This is a genomic window from Mailhella massiliensis, from assembly GCF_020741395.1.
GTDB classification, from domain to species: Bacteria; Desulfobacterota; Desulfovibrionia; order Desulfovibrionales; family Desulfovibrionaceae; genus Mailhella; species Mailhella massiliensis_A.
The window spans coordinates 1-17,719 of record NZ_DYZA01000018.1; the positions used below are offsets into that span (position 1 = coordinate 1).

Genomic DNA, 17,719 nt, shown 5'->3' on the forward strand with positions numbered 1-17,719 from the left:
CGCCGCTGTTTACACGTTTTCTTCCCCCGTCTGCATGCAAAACAACGGAATATTTTCGCGCAAAAAAACTTTTTCCCCCAAGCTTGTAAAAAATGTCTTTAAAAGGACAGCATGGAAGAAAAAATCGCGCATATCATTCCCTGTGGTTTGAGAAAGAAAAAACCGGCTGGAGCTTTCAGGATACCGTCACCTCAAACACCTCAAGGAGCAACCATGCCCTCTGCCTCGGTCCTCTCTTTAAAAAACAGCAAGCTGTTGAGCTGGCTCATCTGCTTCGCCATCGCCGGAGCGGCCACCTTTCTTCTGTACGACGCGGCCAAGCCGCAGGTGAACCTGTACTGGTTCGGCACCATCCTTGCCATTGCCATGTTCGCCACCAGCCTGCTGCCGAACTTCGCCACCGTCGTTCTGCTGCTCATGTACTATGTAATCACGGGCGTGGCCGCCCCGGAACTGGCCTTTGTCGGCTGGACGGCCCCCATCCCGTGGCTCAGCCTGTGCGGCATGCTGCTCGGCGTTCTCATGGACAAGTGCAATCTTGCAAGCCGCATCGCCCTGGTGCTGCTCACACGCATAGGCACCACTCCGGTACGTCTGTACGCGGCCTTTCTGCTGGCGGGCCTCGTACTTGCCGCCATCATCCCCGATATCATCACCGTCATGATCATCTTCATGACCATCGCCCAGGGCATGTGCACAAGTCTCAAACTGGACAAGAATTCCCGCTCCTCCGCCACCATCATTCTCGCGGCCTTTTTCGGCGCGGCCATTCCTTCGGCCATGTATCTGCCCAACAATACGGGCATCATCGGCCTGCTCATGGTCAAGGATATGGGCGTACCCTTCACCTGGCTCAGCTTCGCCTTTGAAAACATGGGGTTCCAAGCGCTCCACGCCTTCGTGGCTTACGGCATCCTCCATGTGTTCGGAAGCCGCGAGCTTGCCGTGCACATTGCAAGCTGCCGAGCCGTGGCTTCGGATGAACTGCGCAAACTCGGTTCCATGAGCCGCGAGGAAAAGAAAACGCTTCTGCTCACCGTGGCCGCGCTCATAGGTTTTGTTTCCGAACCGCTGCACCATATTCCCGGCTACTATGTGTTCTGCTCCATTGTACTTCTCGGATTCACTCCGCTCTTCAAACTACTCACCGGCGACGATATCGAAAAGGTACAGTTCTCCATCCTCTTCTTTATCGCAGGCTGCATGGCCATAGGCATCATCGCAGGCAGCCTCGGCATACCCGCATGGCTCTCGGAAAAGCTCATGCCCATACTGCGTGAAATACAGAGCCTGCCCCTGGCCTCGTTCTTCGCCTACTGGGTAGGCGTGCTCTCCAACCTGGTGCTCACGCCCGTAGCTGCAGCCACCAGTCTCAGCATCCCCATGGCGGAAATCGCCACCAGCCTCGGCATGCCCATCAAGCCCGTGCTCTACAGCTTCCTGTACGGGCTGGATCAGTTCTTCCTGCCCTATGAGCTCGCGCCTGCGCTCATCATGTTTGCCACCGGCTATGTGCGCATACGCTATGTGCTGGTGCTCATGACCTTGCGCATGTTCCTCGTTTCTTTCGCCGTCCTTATCACGGCAACCTTCCTCTGGCCCATGATGGGCATGTAAGGCCCGGCATACAAGAGCCGTCCCGCATTGCGGGGCGGCTCTTGTGTTACATAATGTTCAGGACTACCATGGAAACCTCTCCCACCTTCTTCAGGCAGGAAACACCATGGAACGCCCCGGTCCCCTCTGCGCGTCTTTCGGTACAGGCAGCGTATGGAAGGAAAACAACGTCATTTCCATGCTTGAGCAGAACAGTGTATGGCGCAGCATTCTCTCACAGGGAGAATATCTCCCTCTCGACAAGGGACGGTGCTGGACAGAATGTCCCGGCAACGACCGCTTCGCCTTCTTGGACAAGGGGCTGATACGTCTCTCCTCACTGGGAGAAAACGGCAGTGAAAGGATTTTCCTGCATATCGGGGCAGGCTGTATTTTCGGTGAACTGAGCTGCATGCACGTCGCGCCCCTCAGCACAGCCTCTTTTCTGGCCATGGAGCCTTGCGAGGTCTATCTCTTCCCCAAAAGCCTTCTGGAAGACCGTTCCTTCACGCTGCTCCACCCCGAGCTCATGATGAACCTTGTGCAGTCTCTTATCCTGAAGGCCGGAGCCTTTTTCGGACAAATAGAGGAAAGGGTAGGCCTTTCTCCGGAAAATCTGGTCTGCCGCTATCTTTTCCGCCTTCAAGAAGAAGGTTCGGGCCATTTGAGGCCCCGCTTCTCCCAGTCCGACCTTGCTCTTGCCCTGGGCCTGCACAGAAGCACTGTCTGCCGTGTTCTGCACGATTTACGGGAGCGGGGTATCCTTGGGGAGTTCACCAGAACAAAACTGGAAATACTGGACAGAGAAGGATTGCGCGATATGTGCCGTACGGGAAATAAGTAGATAATTCAACGTATGGCCTTATCCTCTCAGCCTCGCGTCAGGCCTGCCTTTTCCCGAGTTCCTCCAGCAGCCGCGCAAGGGCCTTGCCCCTGTGACTGCGGGCCATTTTCGCCTCGCGGGACAGTTCCGCTCCCGTGCAGCCGAGCTCAGGGTCGAAGAAAAGCGGGTCATAGCCGAAGCCGTTTTCCCCGGAAGGCTGCCGGGCTATCACGCCTTCCCACGCGCCGGAGGCTACAATATCGGCGGGAGAATCCTTCCATCCTGAGGGATAGACCATGGCCATGCAGCAACGGAAACGGGCGCTGCGCTTTTCTTCCGGCACTCCTTCCAGCTCCGCAAGAAGCTTTCTGTTGTTACGCTCATCCTTGCTTTCCCCCTCCAGAAGAGGCCAGTCCCTGCCGTACCTTGCAGAATACACGCCGGGCGCGCCGCCCAGGGCGTCCACCTCCAGGCCGGAATCGTCGGCCACGGCGGGCAGGTGCAGCATATCGGCCACGGTGCGGGCCTTAATGAGGGCGTTTTCCTCGAAGGTCGCACCTGTTTCCTCTATATCGGGAAAGCCCTCGGGCAAACTTTCCACATGGAAGCCGAACCGGGCCAGGGGGGCACGAAGTTCCCTGACCTTGCCCTGATTATGCGTTGCGAGAATAAGCGTGCAGGAAGCTGCCATGGGGTCTCCTTGCCGAAAGGCGGTTTTCATGGCAGAAAGAGATATCGCAGGCCAGTCCTGTTGACAAGTCCAGGTCTGCTCCGAAGGTAGTATGCTCCGTATCTATTCCCAAAGCCTTGGCTGCCCCAAGACCCGCGTCGATACCGAACGGCTGCTGGGATCTCTCGGGCCCGTCGTCACCGTGGATATGCCCGAACAGGCAGACCTTGTGTTCATAAATACCTGCGCCTTCATCGCTCCCGCCGTGCAGGAATCCGTGCAGGCCGTCGTGGAAATGATAGAGGACATAGGCTCCCTTCCCGGAGGAAAAAGGCCCTTCCTCGCCGTAGCCGGCTGCCTGCCCGGCCGCTATGGTATTGCCGATCTCAAGGCGGAACTTCCGGAAGTGGATCTCTGGCTGCATACCGACGATATCGGTACCTGGGCGGAACAACTTGCCCGGGCCCTCAAACTGGACCCCCCCGCCTCCGGACGTCTGCTCAGCACCGGCCCTTCCTATGCCTGGCTGAAGATAGGAGAAGGCTGCCGCCACAACTGCTCCTTCTGCGCCATTCCCTCCATACGCGGCAAATACACCTCTGAAGACGCAGACAAACTCATTATGGAAGCTTCCGCCCTGGTGCAGGATGGAGTGAAAGAACTCATCCTCGTGGCCCAAGACGTGACAGCCTATGGTACAGACTTCGGCAAAGATCCACGCTTCCTGCTGGAAAAACTCCTTTCCCTTGAAGGACTCAGGCGTCTGCGTCTGCTCTACCTGTATCCGGCCGGGCTCACCCGCGATCTTCTGCAGTTCCTCAAGGAAGCAGGCAAGCCCTTTGTCCCCTATTTCGACATGCCTCTACAGCATGCCCACCCGGACGTGCTCAGGCGTATGGGTCGCCCCTTCTCCGGCAACCCGCAGGAAGCGGTGGACCGCATACGCGACGTGTTCCCCGGAGCGGCCCTGCGCACCACCATGATGGTAGGTTTCCCCGGGGAAAGCGACGAGCACTTCCGCACGCTCATGGATTTTGTGGAAAAAAACCGCTTCCACCACATGGGAGTATTTGCTTTCCAACCTGAAGAAGGCACTGAAGCCGCCTCCATGCCGAACCAGATCGACGAGGATATCAAAGAAGAACGCAGGGATGCTCTGATGGAGCTGCAAAGTTCCATCAGCGAGGATATTCTTTCCGCATACGCCGGGCAGCGTATGGAAGTACTGGTCGACGAAAGTTCCGACGAATGGCCGGGCCTTTACACCGGCCGCACATGGTTCCAGGCCCCGGATGTGGACGGTCTGACCTATGTCAGTGGCCCTGGTGTTGAAAAAGGCGCCATGGTGGAAGCCGACATTGTGGAAACTAGGGAGTATGATTTGATCGCCCTGGCATAACAAGGAAACATCATGCGAAAACTACTGCTCTTTCTTTTCTGTTCGCTTCTTCTCGCCGCCTGTGTCGCCACCTCGGGAACAAAGAGCGACCTCAGCGGCGTATGGGTAGACGAGCAGGAACGCCTCTATTTTCTGGATGAAGACGGCTCCCTTGGTCTTCCCGGCCAGGCAACGCTTTCCGGCGTGCACTGGCATGTGGAAAACGGAGTGCTCACCCTTTCCTTCATGGACACTCCCGGCGGGAAGGTTCTGGAAAAAAAGCTCGTTCTCAAAGAGTCCCGCACAGGCAGCCTGACCTTTACCGATGCCGACGGCGCGACCGTGATATGGAAAAAAAGCCGCGCCAAGGTGGGCAAGCTGGAAGGGACGCTGTTCTTCCGCGAACGTATGGCCCTGCCGCCGCAGGTGGTGGTATATGTCCAGCTCTATCCCCTTCATTCCTCGATGCCCGTGGGCGTATCCATCGCGCCTGCTCCCGGGAGCGGAGAAATAGGCTTCCGTGTCTACTATCTGGAACAGATCACGGGAAAAGAGGTGCGCCTTGCCGCCGCCATATTGCACAGTGGGGAAACGCTCTTCGCCACGCAGAACGATGAAAACCTTTCCCTGCCCTCTACCCCCCGCATACTGCTCTACCGCACCATGCCCGGCGAACATCAGCTTCCGCCGCTCCAGACTCCGGCAAGCTACAAGGGGACGCTGCGCGTTTCCGGCAAGGAAAGCACCGTGCACCTCTACCTGGAAGCCGGAGGCCTCGCCCTGCTCACACAGGACGGCGACCGCAACCAGTACATGGGCACCTGGATGGAAAAGGACAGAAACCGCACCATAGAAATCACGCGTGGGGCGCTCAAACCCGTGACTGCCACACGCGAAGCCGGGGGCGGACTTTTACTGAGCGGCCTTTCCTCTCAGAGGGTGGAACTTCAGCCTGCCGAGCTCCCCTGGCCTTCCAAAGGCTTCCTTATCGAAGGGGAAATCAGGAATCAGGGCGGCAAACCCGTTTTTTCCGAATGTAATTCCCAGCGGGATATCCCCCTTCTGCCTTCCGGCAAGGGCTATGAGCAACTCAGCCATATCATGCAGGAAACCGGTAATGCCTCCGTGGTGCTGGAAGGCCGCATGCAGGAAGGTGCGCTTGAGGCCTCCAATGTCTTCGTAGTCAAAAAAGGCGGTGTCTGCTCCACGGAAAACTACGCTTCCGCACCCCTGCTCGGAACCTACTGGCGCATGCGTGAAATCAACGGCAAGGCCGTGGAACAGTTCCCAGATCAACCCGAACCCCATCTTATCCTGCGCGATAAAGGGCAGGCCAGCGGCTCCGACGGATGCAACAACTTCTTTATGGACTGGGAAAGAAAAGATCAGCGCCTGACCTTCTCCGGCGGGGGCTCCACGCTCCGCCTCTGCCCCCAGGGTGAAGAGCAGGCCCGCGCTATCCAGGAAATGTTCCCCAAAGTGGATGAATGGAACATCAACGGTTCCATGCTGGAATTTCGCGCTAAAAACAATATCATCGCCGTGTTTGAAGCCGTGGAAATGTAAATGCCGGAACCTTACTGTCCATGTCTGACCTATGGCAAACCGGGCCTTGCGGCAACGCACGGTTATCCCCGGTAAATCCACAATTTCCGGAACACATTATGCAGCAAGATCCCTAAAAAGCGAGCCGCCTTCCCGAATACGGAAAGGCGGCTCGCCGCTTAGTGGATCATCAATCTCTACAGAGAGCAGAGATACGGATCATCCTGCATGAGATAGTTGCGCACATAGTCGTCCACGCCCTCTTCCAGGGAATGGAACTTCACAGGGCAGTTCTCGCGCTCCAGCCAGGACATATCGGCCTCGGTAAAATACTGGTACTTGCCCTTGAGATGCTCGGGCATGTCGAAGTATTCGATGTTCTCCTCCCTGTCCATGGAGGAAAACACAGCCTTCGCAAGGTCGTTCCAGCTGCGGGCACGGCCCGTGCCCACGTTGAAGATACCGTTGCAGGAGGGCGTTTCCATGAACCAGCACATGAGTGCAGCGCAGTCCTTGGAATACACGAAGTCGCGCACGGATTCCCCGTCGCCGTAATGCGGATTGTCGGACTTGAAAAGACGGATCTTCCCTGTCTCCTTTACCTGCGGAACCGCGCGGCAGACCATGCTCATCATGCTGCCCTTGTGATATTCATCCGGCCCGTAGACATTGAAGAACTTGAGGTTCACCACTTCGCCGAGCAGCTTGTGACGCAGGCACCACATGTCGAAAAGCTTCTTGGAATAGCCGTACATGTTCAAAGGACGGAGCTTCGGCATGATATCCAGGGAGTCGGAAAAGCCGAGTTCCCCGTCGCCGTAGGTGGCGGCGCTGCTCGCGGTGATGAACCGCGCACCGGCCTCCAGAGAAGCAAGGCACAGCTCCACCGTATAGTGAAAGTTGTTTTCCATGAGAAAATCGGCGTTCCGTTCCGTGGTGGAAGAGCAGGCACCCATGTGGATCACGCAGTCCACGCCTTCCAGCTTCTTGCCGGAACGGAGTTCCTCAAGAAACCTGTCGCGGTGCATGTAGTTGCTGTAGCGCAGGTGGGAAAGGTTCTTCCACTTCTCCGTGGAGGCAAGATTGTCCACCACAAGTATGTCGTCTTCGCCCTGCCGGTTCAGTTCCCATATCATGTTCGCGCCGATGAGGCCGGCGCCGCCGGTTACAATGATCATGCGTGCCTCTTCAGTGTGGCCTTGGTGGTCTGCACAAGGGTAATGCCGCCGTCGGCGTTGTGTCTGGCGTCGATGCCGAACATGATGACAGTGTGCATGAGCGGACGGCCGAACAGAAAGTCCAGTATTTCCTTGCGCACCCTGCCTTTTTCCATGACAAGTTCCCGGAAGGCCCTGTCGTATTCCACTACCTTCACCAGAGCGCGGCGCGCCTCTTCCTCCTCCTCAAGGCGGGAGGCTATGTCGGTAAGGGCGGCATAGCTGCAGCTCTCTTCATGGGCTTCCACAGATTCCATGAGCCACTGAGGAGCATGGAGAAGTTCAAGAATGGCCCGGCGATCCAGCCTGTCCTCACCCTGCATGGACAAGAGAGCCTTCGGGTTTTCACAGAAAAGCGCCCGGCACTCTGCCGGATGCCTGCCGTGGATGAAACAGCGGTTGTCCTCCATGAGAAAGCGGCAGGTCCAGTCATCCGGGCGGGAACCGAAGGGCGCGGCTATCTTCACGATTTCCTCAGGAAGAGGTACCACATGGTCGTTGGAGTTGTCGCGCACGAGTTCGCCCGCGCGGAATGTGCACAGATCCTGCAGCTGAAGCACGCCCTCCACCAGAAGGGGAGTGTCTTCCTTATGCAGCGCGGGGCCGCCCTTGCGGCAGCAGGTTCCGCACTGGCGGCATTGTTGTTGTTCGCTCATGATATCCTCACTGGAACTTTAGGAAAAAGCCCGTTTCCCGCAGGAAGGCACAGCTTCCCGCGCGGGCCGGGCTTTTTCATGAACATGTCCGGGAGCATAAAGGGTTACCTGACGCCCTTCCACATTTTCAGGCGGTTGACGCGCACCCGGCGGTACTGCATGTGAGTTTCCAGCATGTTCTTCCGCTGATGCAGTTCGTGAATCTCCTGCGGGAAAACAATGCCCTTTTCTACATCTTCCGCATCCATGAAGCGCCGTATCGCCTCATGGCAACGCTTCTGCTCTGCGGCGATGATATCCATCTGGGCCTCAAGCTCAGAAATCGTCTCCGGAAGCGGGTTCAGGAGGAAGCTCTCCATAGACTCCCTGGGCGATGACTCTTCTTCTCGCGGGCTTGGCATCTTCTACCTCCTGTTCGGATTTACGCCTGAGTTCGGGGTGGGGAAGGGTGTTATACAGGTTCCAGAACAGGGGGAAGAGTCCGGTCATGATGCCCGGATTGGAAAGATGCAGATTGGGCTTCAGGAAAGCGCCGAGGGCATAGGCCATGGCCCAGTGTGCGGAAGGTGCCACCCAGGAACCGGGGACGGTTTCCTCCACAGGCACAAGCACGCCGTCCTTCTCCTCCACGCCGCAGCGGGCGAGGAAAGCCGTGACGAGATGTCTGTCTTCTTCCGGCAGCGCAGGCAGGGAAACAGAAGCTCCTTCATGGGCTGCGGCGGCCATAAGAACCACACAGAGAGGCAGAAGCGAAGGGCTGAGGGAAAGCACGTCGGCCATGACTTCGGGTGCAGGCGCGGAGGTTTCACGCTCCTTGCCCGTGCACGTCACCTTCTGCGCGCCGTACTTCACGTTGAGCCCGGCCCCGCGCAGGATCTTCTCCACCAGAGAGAAGGCCGCACCGCTTCCCCACACGCCTTCCAGCTCGGCCGTACCGCCGTTGAAGCCGGGAAGCATGAGGAGCGTCGCCGCAACGGAGGCATCCATGGGCACCACGGGATGCGCAGGCACGGCAATGGAGCCGCGCTCCACGGTGAGCTCGCGCCCGTTACGGGCGAACTTCACGCCGCAGCCGGAAAGTACGTCCAGAACGAGAGAAAGAAGGCGAGGTTCCTGCTCTGGCAGGACAAGCCGGCAATCCCCTTCCCAGAAGGGAGAGGCGAGCACCAGCGCGGCCACGAAGTCTTCGGGAAGATCGTCCGTGATGCGCACTTCGCGGGGCATGAGGCCGGAACATTCCATACGCACAGGCAAGCCGTCCTGAGAAGGAATGACGTTGGTCAGGCGCACGCCGAGCTGAGGCAGGAAATGACGCAGGGGTGCAATGTCGATAAAACGCAGGGAGCTGTCGCCCGTAAGCTTGAGCCGCGCGGGCATGCCTACGCAGAGCGCGATGACGAGCCAGAGATTGAAAACGTCGTCGCCGACATGGATAACCTTGTCCATATTGCGGGCAAGGCCCTTGCCGGGGCGGCTCTGCACCTCGCCGTTTTCTTCCCAGCGAAGCAGACCGCCGAGCTGATTCAGCACCTTCACGGAGCTGACCACGGCATCGGTAAGGGGCACGCGGGAAAGAGAGGTCTCCTGGCCGGAGGCGGCGGCCATGGCCAGCCAGCAGCGGGCGGCCACAGTATCGGAAGGAGCGGGAATATGGATATCCACGGCTTCGCCGTTAGGGGAAAGGTTGTAATACCCCTGCTCTTCCTCCATGCGCGTCATGGGCTCAATGGCCTGAAGAAGAACGAAGAGATCACGGGAGAGACGGTTGTCGCGGGCAAGGCGAGCGGCCTTGCTTTCCCATGCCGTGCGCAGGGCCTTTTCCGTTTCAGGAGCAAGGCGGCCGCCGCTGCGCAGGCGGGCGAGCATCTGAGCGCGACGCACCACGAGATGCAGGATATCATTATCCAGATCCATGAGCGCCCCAAGGTCGCGGCCGCGTGAAGCTGCGCGATCCGTACGCGGACGGTCACTCCGAAATTCCCTGCGTCCTTCCCGCTTTTCGTCGTTTCCGCGCTCAAAACGACGCGGACGAGCGCCCTCTGCATAATCCCGGCGACGGTTCTCGCTGCGTTCGCCCTCGTTCTTCCTGAAGGGACGCCTCGCGGAATCCTTTCTGTCCTCACCCCTATTATCCATGTCAAACCTGCTTTGCTCTGTGCGTGGCGCGTCGGCAGCGCGCACGGCGTTTCAAAAGGGGCAGAAAAGCGGACCGACGCCCCGGACGGACACCATGAACATGGCTTTTCCACAACAGGAAAGCCAAGGTGAAGGGGCATGATACCCCTATTGGACATGCCCGGCAAGCCCTTTACCCCGCCCCTTCCCCCCGGGGGAAGAGCGGCATATACTGCCGCCGTTCGGGCACATTGTCCGAAAATGCAGAAAGACACAAGGAAGACGCATGGAACGCTTTACACCCTTCGACCGACTTTTTCAGTCCTGCGGACGCCTCTGGCATATACGCCGAGCCGACATGGACAAACTCTGGGCCGCCATGGACGGCCAGGAAGGCAAAGAGGCACCCTACTGGAACGAAATATGGCCGTCCTCCCTGGCTCTTGCCGGATGGCTTGCGGAAATGCAGGACGATATCAAGGGCAGGGCCTGCCTCGACATGGGCTGCGGCCTGGGCTTCACTGCCCTTCTTGGGCAGTGGCTCGGAGCGAAGGTCACGGCCATGGACTATGAGGCGGAAGCCCTGGAGTACGCGAAGATAAACGCCGTCCTCAACGGCATAGAAGGTGTGAACTTCACGGTCATGGACTGGCGAAAGCCCACATTCCCGCCGGAAAGCTTCTCACGCATCTGGGCCGGGGATATCATGTATGAAAAAGAATTCGCCGAACCTATCGCGGCCTTCCTTGCCGCCATGCTGCAAAAAGGCGGCCGCGCCTGGATAGCGGAACCCGGCAGAGACATTTTCCATCATCTTCTTGACGTTATCCCCCGCTGCGGCCTACGCCACAACCGCCTGTGCTCTCTCCCCATTTCCCCGCTTACGGAGCAGAACGTGCCCGTGCCCGTCTCCATCTGGGAAATCGCAAAGTAGCTCCCTTTTTCAGGCATATCTGCCGGAACATTCGCCCGGGAAAGCCTGAATAGGGATATTTTATAGTGAGACCAATCTTATAATATAAGATTAGTCTCACTTTTTTTAAAAAGCATCTCCGCGATGTTCTCTGCGGCCTCTTTTGCAGTGATGGAGCTGACCTCAATCTTCACGCTCGCCATATCCCGGTAAAGGGGCAGGCGCTCCAGGCTGCGTGAAAGAACCCCCGCACTTCGCACCTTGCGGGCGATATCAGCCAGTATCCGCGCGGAAAGAGCCTCCGGAGAAGCCGTCAACGTGATAAGGGTCACCTTCACTCCGACAAGGTCGAGCCTCTCCAGCACACTGTCCACAATAGCCTGCGTGTGCATCACCCAGCAGAAAATGATGAAACGATACTCCGAACAACGCAGAAAATTATTCAGAAGATGGGTGATGTTATCCAGCACCATGGTACGGGTTTCCTCCGTCACCATGAAAGGGGACATGTTCCAGCACCAGTCTCCGTCGAGAAACACGGCAGGGGAAAGCAGGGGAAGAAGCTCGGTGCAGACGGAGCTTTTCCCCACCCCCATGGGGCCGTTGATCAGGATGAGTTGCTTCATATTTGTCGCTCTCCTTCCGTCGTCCTTTTTTCCTGCCGTCATCCGCCACGCAGCCCCATGAAAGCACGCCGGACAACACTGCGTAACGAAGCAACAGGCTTTCCCCCGAATGAGAAACAGGAGACCTGCATAGGGGGCATCTCCCCTGCGGCCCGGGGAGATGCCCCCTCCTCTCCTACGGGAAAAAAGATGAACGGCCTCTTCTTGCCGCACAGGAAAAAGCAGCATCCGGGAACAGAACGCAGGCCGCCTTTTTCCTTCCCGTCCACCCGGCATGTTCCCCTCCAAGCTGAGTATAACCGCAGGGCTTGACAGAACAAAGCTTTTAAAAATAAAAATGAAAATCATTTTCAATAAAAAAGGAAAAAAACATGGAAGCAACCTTCACCATGCCCATGCTGGGACAGCCTCTCCCGGAAATCAAGGCCTCCAGCACCCACGGCCCTCTCAGCCTGCCGGAAGACAGCCGGGGAAAATGGCTTGTCCTTTTCAGCCATCCTGCAGACTTCACTCCCGTATGCACTACGGAATTCGTGGCCTTTCAGCACAGAATCCAGAAATTCGCCGAGCTGAACGCCATGCTGGTGGGCCTTTCCATCGACCAGGTCTTTTCCCATATCAAATGGATGGAATGGATACGGGACAGGCTCGGGGTGGAGATTGACTTTCCCGTCATCGCCGACGACCGGGGCGAGATAGCCCGGAAACTCGGCATGATACACCCGGGCAAGGGCAGCAACACGGTACGCGCGGTCTTTCTGGCAGATCCTCAGGGCACGGTGCGCCTCATGCTCTACTACCCTCAGGAAGTAGGCAGAAACATGGATGAAATACTCCGTGCTCTGAAGGCCCTGCAGATTTCCGACAGCCACGGCTGCGCCATGCCGGCCAACTGGCCGCACAATGAGCTCATAGAAGACCGCGTCATCATTCCGCCCGCCTGCGACACAAAGGCCGCAAAAACAAGGCTGAAGGAATACGAAGGGTTCGACTGGTGGTTCTGCCACAAGGAAATCTGAATTTCCGACGGACAACGATTAAAAAAGCGTCCGCCCGGCCGGAACAACGTACTTTCCGCCGCGCGGACGCGCTTCTCCGGGACTCGCAGCCGGAGAGCATGAAGCTGGGGACGAACATTTTTTCATGCACGTCCCCTCCCTTCACCCGACACTCAGCGTATGAACATGGCGTCGCCGTAGGAAAAGAAACGGTACTCTTCACGCACGGCTTCGGCATAGGCGGAAAGGATGCGCTCCCTGCCGCACAGAGCCGCCACCAGCATGATGAGCGACGACTGCGGAAGATGAAAGTTGGTGATGAGATGATCCACCACCCGGAACTCATATCCGGGATAGATGAAGATATTGGTCCAGCCGTGCCACCCGCCGACGGGAATCTCTCCGCCGCTCTGTGCGGCGCAGCCTTCCAGAGTACGGCAGGAGGTCGTACCCACGGCGATGACGGGGCGGCCTTCCTCCCGCGCTCTGCGCACCGCCTCGGCGCTTTCCGGTGATATTTCCACATATTCGCTATGCATGGGGTGCTCGCGTATGTCGCTTTCCCGCACTGGGCTGAAGGTGCCGTAGCCCACATGAAGCGTCACCTCGGCCCATCCTATACCTTGCCCGGCAAGAATCTTGCGCATCTCCTCAGTGAAATGGAGCCCCGCTGTGGGTGCTGCAACACTGCCGGACTTTTCCCTATCGGCGTACACGGTCTGGTAGCGGGCGATATCCTCACCGCTCTGTTCACGTTTGATATAGGGCGGAAGCGGCAGACGACCGATACGCTTCATACATTCAACAAGGTCGTTCTTCCAGAAAAGCATGACCTCATGCCGGCCGAAGTCTTTTTTCTCCAAAACCTGCGCTTCGATGCAGTCGTCGAAAGTCAGGCGGTCGCCTACGCGGATACTGCGGGACGGACGAAGCAAGACTTCGGCCTGCGCCCTGCTCCAATCGCCCTCTTTCACGGAGCAGGCTTTGAGAAGAGGAGGAGGCGTCAGCAGCAGAAGCTCGGCCTTACCCCCGGAAGGCTTGTGTCCGAAAAGACGCGCAGGCACCACACAGGAGTTGTTGGCCACAAGCAGCGCTCCTTCCGGCAGAAATTCGGCCAGATGGGAAAAGGTGGTATGGATGTTTCTGCCGCTTTCCCGATCCAGCACCATGAGGCGGGACGCTCCTCGCTCCTTCGGCGGGTACTGGGCGATACGCTCTTCCGGCAGTTCGTAATCATAGCTCGACAGCTGAAAGTCGGATTCGTTCATCATGTTCACATCGTTTTTTTGCCCTGCGCGGGCATGAAAGGACAATATCAAAGGGCCAGCTCCTCCGGAACGGAAGGAGCCAGCCCTTGCAGATGATAGACTGTGAGGATCAATTCTCCGCAACGGCAATATCGCCGTCCAGCAGGATACGGGCCTGCGACACGGCAATGTTGAACCGTCCGCGCGCTTTCTTCGCCACCGGAGCGGAACGTGCGCCCGAAAGAGTATCGGGATTGACGAACTTGCCGTTCTTCCTGACGCGGAAATCAAGATGCGGCCCTGTGGCGATGCCGGTAGCGCCCACAAAGGCCACCACCTCGCCCTGTTCAACCTTCTGCCCTACCTTCAAGGAAGAGGCGAAACGGGAAAGGTGGGCATACTGCGTTTCAATGCCCCCGCTGTGCCTGAGAATGAGGGTATTGCCGTAGCCGTTCTTCCAGCCGCGGAACGTCACGGTACCGGCGCCGAGGGCCTTGACGGGCGTACCCTTGGGGGCGGCGTAATCGACGCCCTGATGGGGACGAACCTTCCCGAAGATGGGATGCTTGCGGTGCATGGTATAACCGGAGCTTACTCTCGTGAAATGAAGCGGGGCCTTCAAAAACTGCGTTTCCAGAGAACTTCCGTCTGCGGCGAAATACCTTGCCCTGCCGCCCTCTTCCACAAAGCGGAATGCCTCGAACGCCTTGCCGTCATTGGTAAAACGCGCGGCGATGATATCGCCGTAACGGCGGAATTCGTCGCCGAGATATTTCTTTTCCACCACCAGCTCGAACGTATCGCCTTCCTGTACGTCCTTCACAAAGTTGATCTGATGGCTGAACACCTCGGCCAGACGCACTGCCAGGTTGGCGGATTCCCCGGCATCGGCCATGGCTTCAAACAACGAAGAACGTATAACGCCGCTCACCTTGACCATTTTTATATCGAATTCCAGAACGTCCACGCGGGCGCTAAAGCCCTCTTCCCCGCGTTCCACCACCAGGCGGCTTTCCTCGTCGATATCGTAGACAAAACGCGTCACGCGCTCATCCTGCGCACGACGCTCCACACTGAACAGATGCCCGGGCATGAGTCTTGTCAGAGGATAGACGGAGGAAGCCGCTTTTACTGCCTGATCCGTCTCATTATTGTCCAGCCAGGTGAGAAGAATCGCTCCCGCGTTATCGCCGCTTCGTATGGCGCTGCGGAAAACCTGCGTGCCGCATCCCGAGTCCTCCACCATGTAGCGCTTATCCTTTTCCCACGGCACGGCTTCGGAATAGTTCGGGATGCACATACCTTCCCGAGCCGAAAGAAAAGCGTGCAGGGAATCGTCGTAACGGGGAGCAGGGCTCTCTTCTTCACCGGAAAGCCCCCCCTCACCCCACAAATCCTTCATCAAGGAAAGGCCGCTGCCCAGTGAAGCGAGCTGTTCCGGCCCCTGCTCGGGCACGTCCATCCCCAAGGAAAAATCATGCGGCTTTACGGCATGGGAAAACAGGGCGCTGTCGGCAGAAAAGGAAGCGTTCGCCCCCTCTTCCCGGGAAAAGAACACACCCGCAGCCACAGCCGCGCCAAGAAGGACAATACAGAGAGCACACGCGGGCAACGCGCGGAATACTTGATATTTTTTTATCATAATAACCGACACTAAAAGCTGAACGACGCAGAAAATATACGAAAAAAGGGAACGTCTAGGGGGTATATAACCAAAAAACCGCTTGTTTATGCAAGCGTTTTCTGGTAAAAAAATTATGCCCGGCATTCTGCCCACTCAGAAACACCCCCTTGTTCAGTGATGTATTTTTTATGAAATCACCATATGTTATACACATCATTCCGGGCAGGGCGCAAAAAGAAAAAAAATTTTATCCGCCCGTATTCCCCACTTTTCTCCCCCCTCCGCAACGGATGAAAAATCTCTCCTACCAAGAAAAAACCCGTTCCTCCATCCACGACACGCCCCCCTTTTCCTGTCTGAGGGATCCCTCCGCTTTCCGCTTCAGCCCGTTCTTCTGCGGGAATACCGGGAACGACACTTCACCTTTTTTCGACGCCGCGGCGGAAAAGAAAGTTATGAACCAAAAAAGGGCCCTGCTTTTCGGAAACAGACTCTGTTCTCTGTCTCAGTTTCTGGAAAAGCCGTCATTCTTCAGGAAGGATTTGTAATATAACACTATGAATTTATGGAAGATACTAGAAATTTCCATATGGGAAGAAAAGCTTGATCATCCTCCCCAGGCCTCTTGTCGCCGTGCAGAAGCCTATGGCAGAACACCTCGTAAGACAGGGATATATCCTATGGAGAATATTGACCAAAATAAAGTTACGAACAATGATGCGCACAGAGACGGCACAAAGCTGACGAAAAGGTGCGCAAACAGCGCGTACAGCCGCTTCTTCGCGCCGGAATGTACGCAAGAAATTTTTCCGTTCCTGTTTTTGTTCCTATAAAAAAGAACAAAAACAGATAGTTATTATGGATAGGAACAAAGTGTCGACTCTTAACCTTCTACTATAAGGAAAAAGCATGTATTTAACCGTCAAAAAGGAACAGATCATCGAAGGCCTTCAGAAAGCCGCGTCCATTATCCCCAGTAAGGCGGGGGCGGCGTATCTTCGTTCCATCTGGCTTCAGGCCGTACGCAGCCCCGAAGGGGACAGGCTTACCATCATGTCTACGGATGTGAACATCGAATTCACCGGCACCTACCCCGTCGAAATCCAAGAAGAGGGCACTGCAGGTGTAAACGGACGGGCGTTTGTGGAGCTTCTGCGCCGCCTGCCTGGAGGAGAGATCAGCCTGAAGCTGGACGAGGCCACCCATATTCTTTCTGTGGAACAGGGGAGGCGCTCCTACAAGTTGCCCACCGTGGATCCGGTATGGTTCCAGCCGTTGCCGCCCTTTCCTGAAGAAGGTGCAGTCCTCTGGTCCGGCGATTTTTTCCAGGACGTCATCGACAGGGTGGCCTTCTGTATCAGCGACGACGACAGCGCCGAAGGGTTGGCCTGCCTGTACCTCAAGGCCGGGGAGAAAGGGAACGTGGATGTGTGCGGCCTGAACGGCCATCAGTTCGCCATGGTACGCTTTATCAATGATGAACTGGCTCGCCTTCTTCCTGAAAACGGCCTGCTCATCCAAAAAAAATACGTCAATGAGCTACGTAAGTGGCTGGGAAGCGACGAAGTCATGCTGAACATCAGCGAACGTCGTTTTCATGTCCGCACGGGCTCCGGCAGTGAGACACTGAGCATTCCGCGAAGTGCCAATTTCAGCTATCCCGACCACCTGAGCTTCCTTGCCAGGCTGGACGGCGACCATACCTCACAGCTTGATGTCGACCGCCGCGAGACCTTGAACGCGCTGGATCGCCTGCTCATCTTCAACAATGACAGCGACCGCTGCACCTATTTCCGCTTCTCTCCCCAAGAAGTGGAGCTTTCCGCCCAGGGGCAGGAAACCGGTTCCGCTACGGAACACCTGGAAGGAGCGTTCTCGGGCGATCTGGAATTCATAGCCTTCCCCACCCGCAGCCTTATGGACATACTCGGACATTTCCAGTCTCAGAGCCTTCATTATGTCTTCACCGGAGCTGAAGGCCCCTGCGGCATCACCGGTTCTGAAGACGCACAGTATACCGTTATTCTCATGCCTATGAAGATTGGGGATGCAGTTTATTACACGGAAGAATAAACAATTCCCTGACCCGTGCATACGAAGCGGCCCGAAACTTTCAAGGAAAAGTCTCGGGCCGTTTTTTGTTACGGCCTTTTCCGAGAACGACTTGTTCCGAAATGGAACATTTTCAGATGCCGTTACTCAGCAAAAAGCAGAATAAAAAGCGACAGCAGATATTATGTTTGCTATTTAAGGAAATATGTCTTCTTTAGAGTCTGAGAAAGACGGTACGGGAAGAAGCCGTGGCAAAGCC

The 17,719-nt window shown here is 56.9% G+C and carries 15 protein-coding genes; 7 read left to right on the top strand and 8 right to left on the bottom strand.

The window, feature by feature from the left end:
• Positions 1-213: 213 nt before the first annotated feature.
• Both K8W16_RS00855 and K8W16_RS00860 read left to right on the top strand, forming a co-directional pair.
• Entirely contained in the window at positions 214-1,617 is a 1,404-nt protein-coding gene (locus K8W16_RS00855) for an SLC13 family permease (protein WP_304120339.1), read from the top strand.
• A 106-nt stretch (positions 1,618-1,723) separates the two neighbouring features.
• Positions 1,724-2,440 carry a Crp/Fnr family transcriptional regulator gene (locus tag K8W16_RS00860; protein WP_304120341.1) on the top strand — a complete coding sequence of 239 codons (717 nt, stop codon included), beginning with the start codon at positions 1,724-1,726 and terminating at the stop codon, positions 2,438-2,440.
• A gap of 37 nt (positions 2,441-2,477) precedes the next feature.
• On the opposite strand, the gene rdgB is transcribed toward K8W16_RS00860, so the two are convergent.
• Positions 2,478-3,110 (bottom strand): RdgB/HAM1 family non-canonical purine NTP pyrophosphatase, encoded by a 633-nt coding sequence (gene rdgB, locus K8W16_RS00865; RefSeq protein ID WP_304120343.1) that lies wholly within the window; start codon positions 3,108-3,110, stop codon positions 2,478-2,480.
• Between the two features lie 91 nt (positions 3,111-3,201).
• Between rdgB and rimO the strand changes: the two genes are divergently transcribed.
• On the top strand, positions 3,202-4,488 hold the full coding sequence (rimO, locus tag K8W16_RS00870) for a 30S ribosomal protein S12 methylthiotransferase RimO (protein WP_304120345.1): 1,287 nt from the start codon (positions 3,202-3,204) through the stop codon (positions 4,486-4,488).
• Between the two features lie 12 nt (positions 4,489-4,500).
• A complete protein-coding gene (locus tag K8W16_RS00875; protein WP_304120347.1) occupies positions 4,501-6,033 on the top strand; it encodes an META domain-containing protein in 1,533 nt (510 codons plus the stop codon).
• A gap of 176 nt (positions 6,034-6,209) precedes the next feature.
• Here K8W16_RS00875 and rfaD read toward each other — a convergent pair whose 3' ends face one another.
• The 4 genes from rfaD to K8W16_RS00895 form a co-directional block, all read right to left on the bottom strand.
• Complete coding sequence (gene rfaD, locus K8W16_RS00880) at positions 6,210-7,190, bottom strand: ADP-glyceromanno-heptose 6-epimerase (RefSeq protein WP_304120349.1); 981 nt, start codon at positions 7,188-7,190, stop codon at positions 6,210-6,212.
• Complete coding sequence (locus tag K8W16_RS00885) at positions 7,187-7,885, bottom strand: YkgJ family cysteine cluster protein (protein ID WP_304120351.1); 699 nt, start codon at positions 7,883-7,885, stop codon at positions 7,187-7,189. Before K8W16_RS00885 ends, rfaD begins: the two co-directional genes overlap by 4 nt.
• Before the next feature lie 104 nt (positions 7,886-7,989).
• Complete coding sequence (locus tag K8W16_RS00890; protein WP_304120353.1) at positions 7,990-8,244, bottom strand: hypothetical protein; 255 nt, start codon at positions 8,242-8,244, stop codon at positions 7,990-7,992.
• Positions 8,201-10,021: a 3-phosphoshikimate 1-carboxyvinyltransferase gene (locus K8W16_RS00895; RefSeq protein WP_304120354.1), complete on the bottom strand. Its 1,821-nt coding sequence runs from the start codon at positions 10,019-10,021 to the stop codon at positions 8,201-8,203. The genes K8W16_RS00890 and K8W16_RS00895 overlap by 44 nt, the downstream gene beginning before the upstream one ends.
• A gap of 265 nt (positions 10,022-10,286) precedes the next feature.
• Between K8W16_RS00895 and K8W16_RS00900 the strand changes: the two genes are divergently transcribed.
• Entirely contained in the window at positions 10,287-10,934 is a 648-nt protein-coding gene (locus K8W16_RS00900; RefSeq protein ID WP_304120356.1) for a methyltransferase, read from the top strand.
• A 77-nt stretch (positions 10,935-11,011) separates the two neighbouring features.
• Here the strand turns inward: K8W16_RS00900 and K8W16_RS00905 are convergent, their stop codons facing one another.
• On the bottom strand, positions 11,012-11,539 hold the full coding sequence (locus K8W16_RS00905; RefSeq protein WP_304120358.1) for an AAA family ATPase: 528 nt from the start codon (positions 11,537-11,539) through the stop codon (positions 11,012-11,014).
• A 371-nt stretch (positions 11,540-11,910) separates the two neighbouring features.
• Here K8W16_RS00905 and K8W16_RS00910 point away from each other — a divergent pair, with 371 nt between their 5' ends.
• The gene (locus tag K8W16_RS00910) at positions 11,911-12,558 is read left to right on the top strand and encodes a peroxiredoxin (RefSeq protein WP_304120360.1); all 648 of its coding nucleotides are present in this window, start codon (positions 11,911-11,913) and stop codon (positions 12,556-12,558) included.
• 152 nt (positions 12,559-12,710) lie between these two features.
• On the opposite strand, the gene queA is transcribed toward K8W16_RS00910, so the two are convergent.
• A complete protein-coding gene (gene queA / locus K8W16_RS00915) occupies positions 12,711-13,808 on the bottom strand; it encodes a tRNA preQ1(34) S-adenosylmethionine ribosyltransferase-isomerase QueA (RefSeq protein ID WP_304120362.1) in 1,098 nt (365 codons plus the stop codon).
• A 106-nt stretch (positions 13,809-13,914) separates the two neighbouring features.
• Positions 13,915-15,246 carry a peptidoglycan DD-metalloendopeptidase family protein gene (locus K8W16_RS00920; RefSeq protein WP_304120366.1) on the bottom strand — a complete coding sequence of 444 codons (1,332 nt, stop codon included), beginning with the start codon at positions 15,244-15,246 and terminating at the stop codon, positions 13,915-13,917.
• Between the two features lie 1,071 nt (positions 15,247-16,317).
• Here K8W16_RS00920 and dnaN point away from each other — a divergent pair.
• The gene (gene dnaN, locus K8W16_RS00925; protein WP_304120364.1) at positions 16,318-17,481 is read left to right on the top strand and encodes a DNA polymerase III subunit beta; all 1,164 of its coding nucleotides are present in this window, start codon (positions 16,318-16,320) and stop codon (positions 17,479-17,481) included.
• The last annotated feature ends 238 nt before the right edge of the window (positions 17,482-17,719 follow it).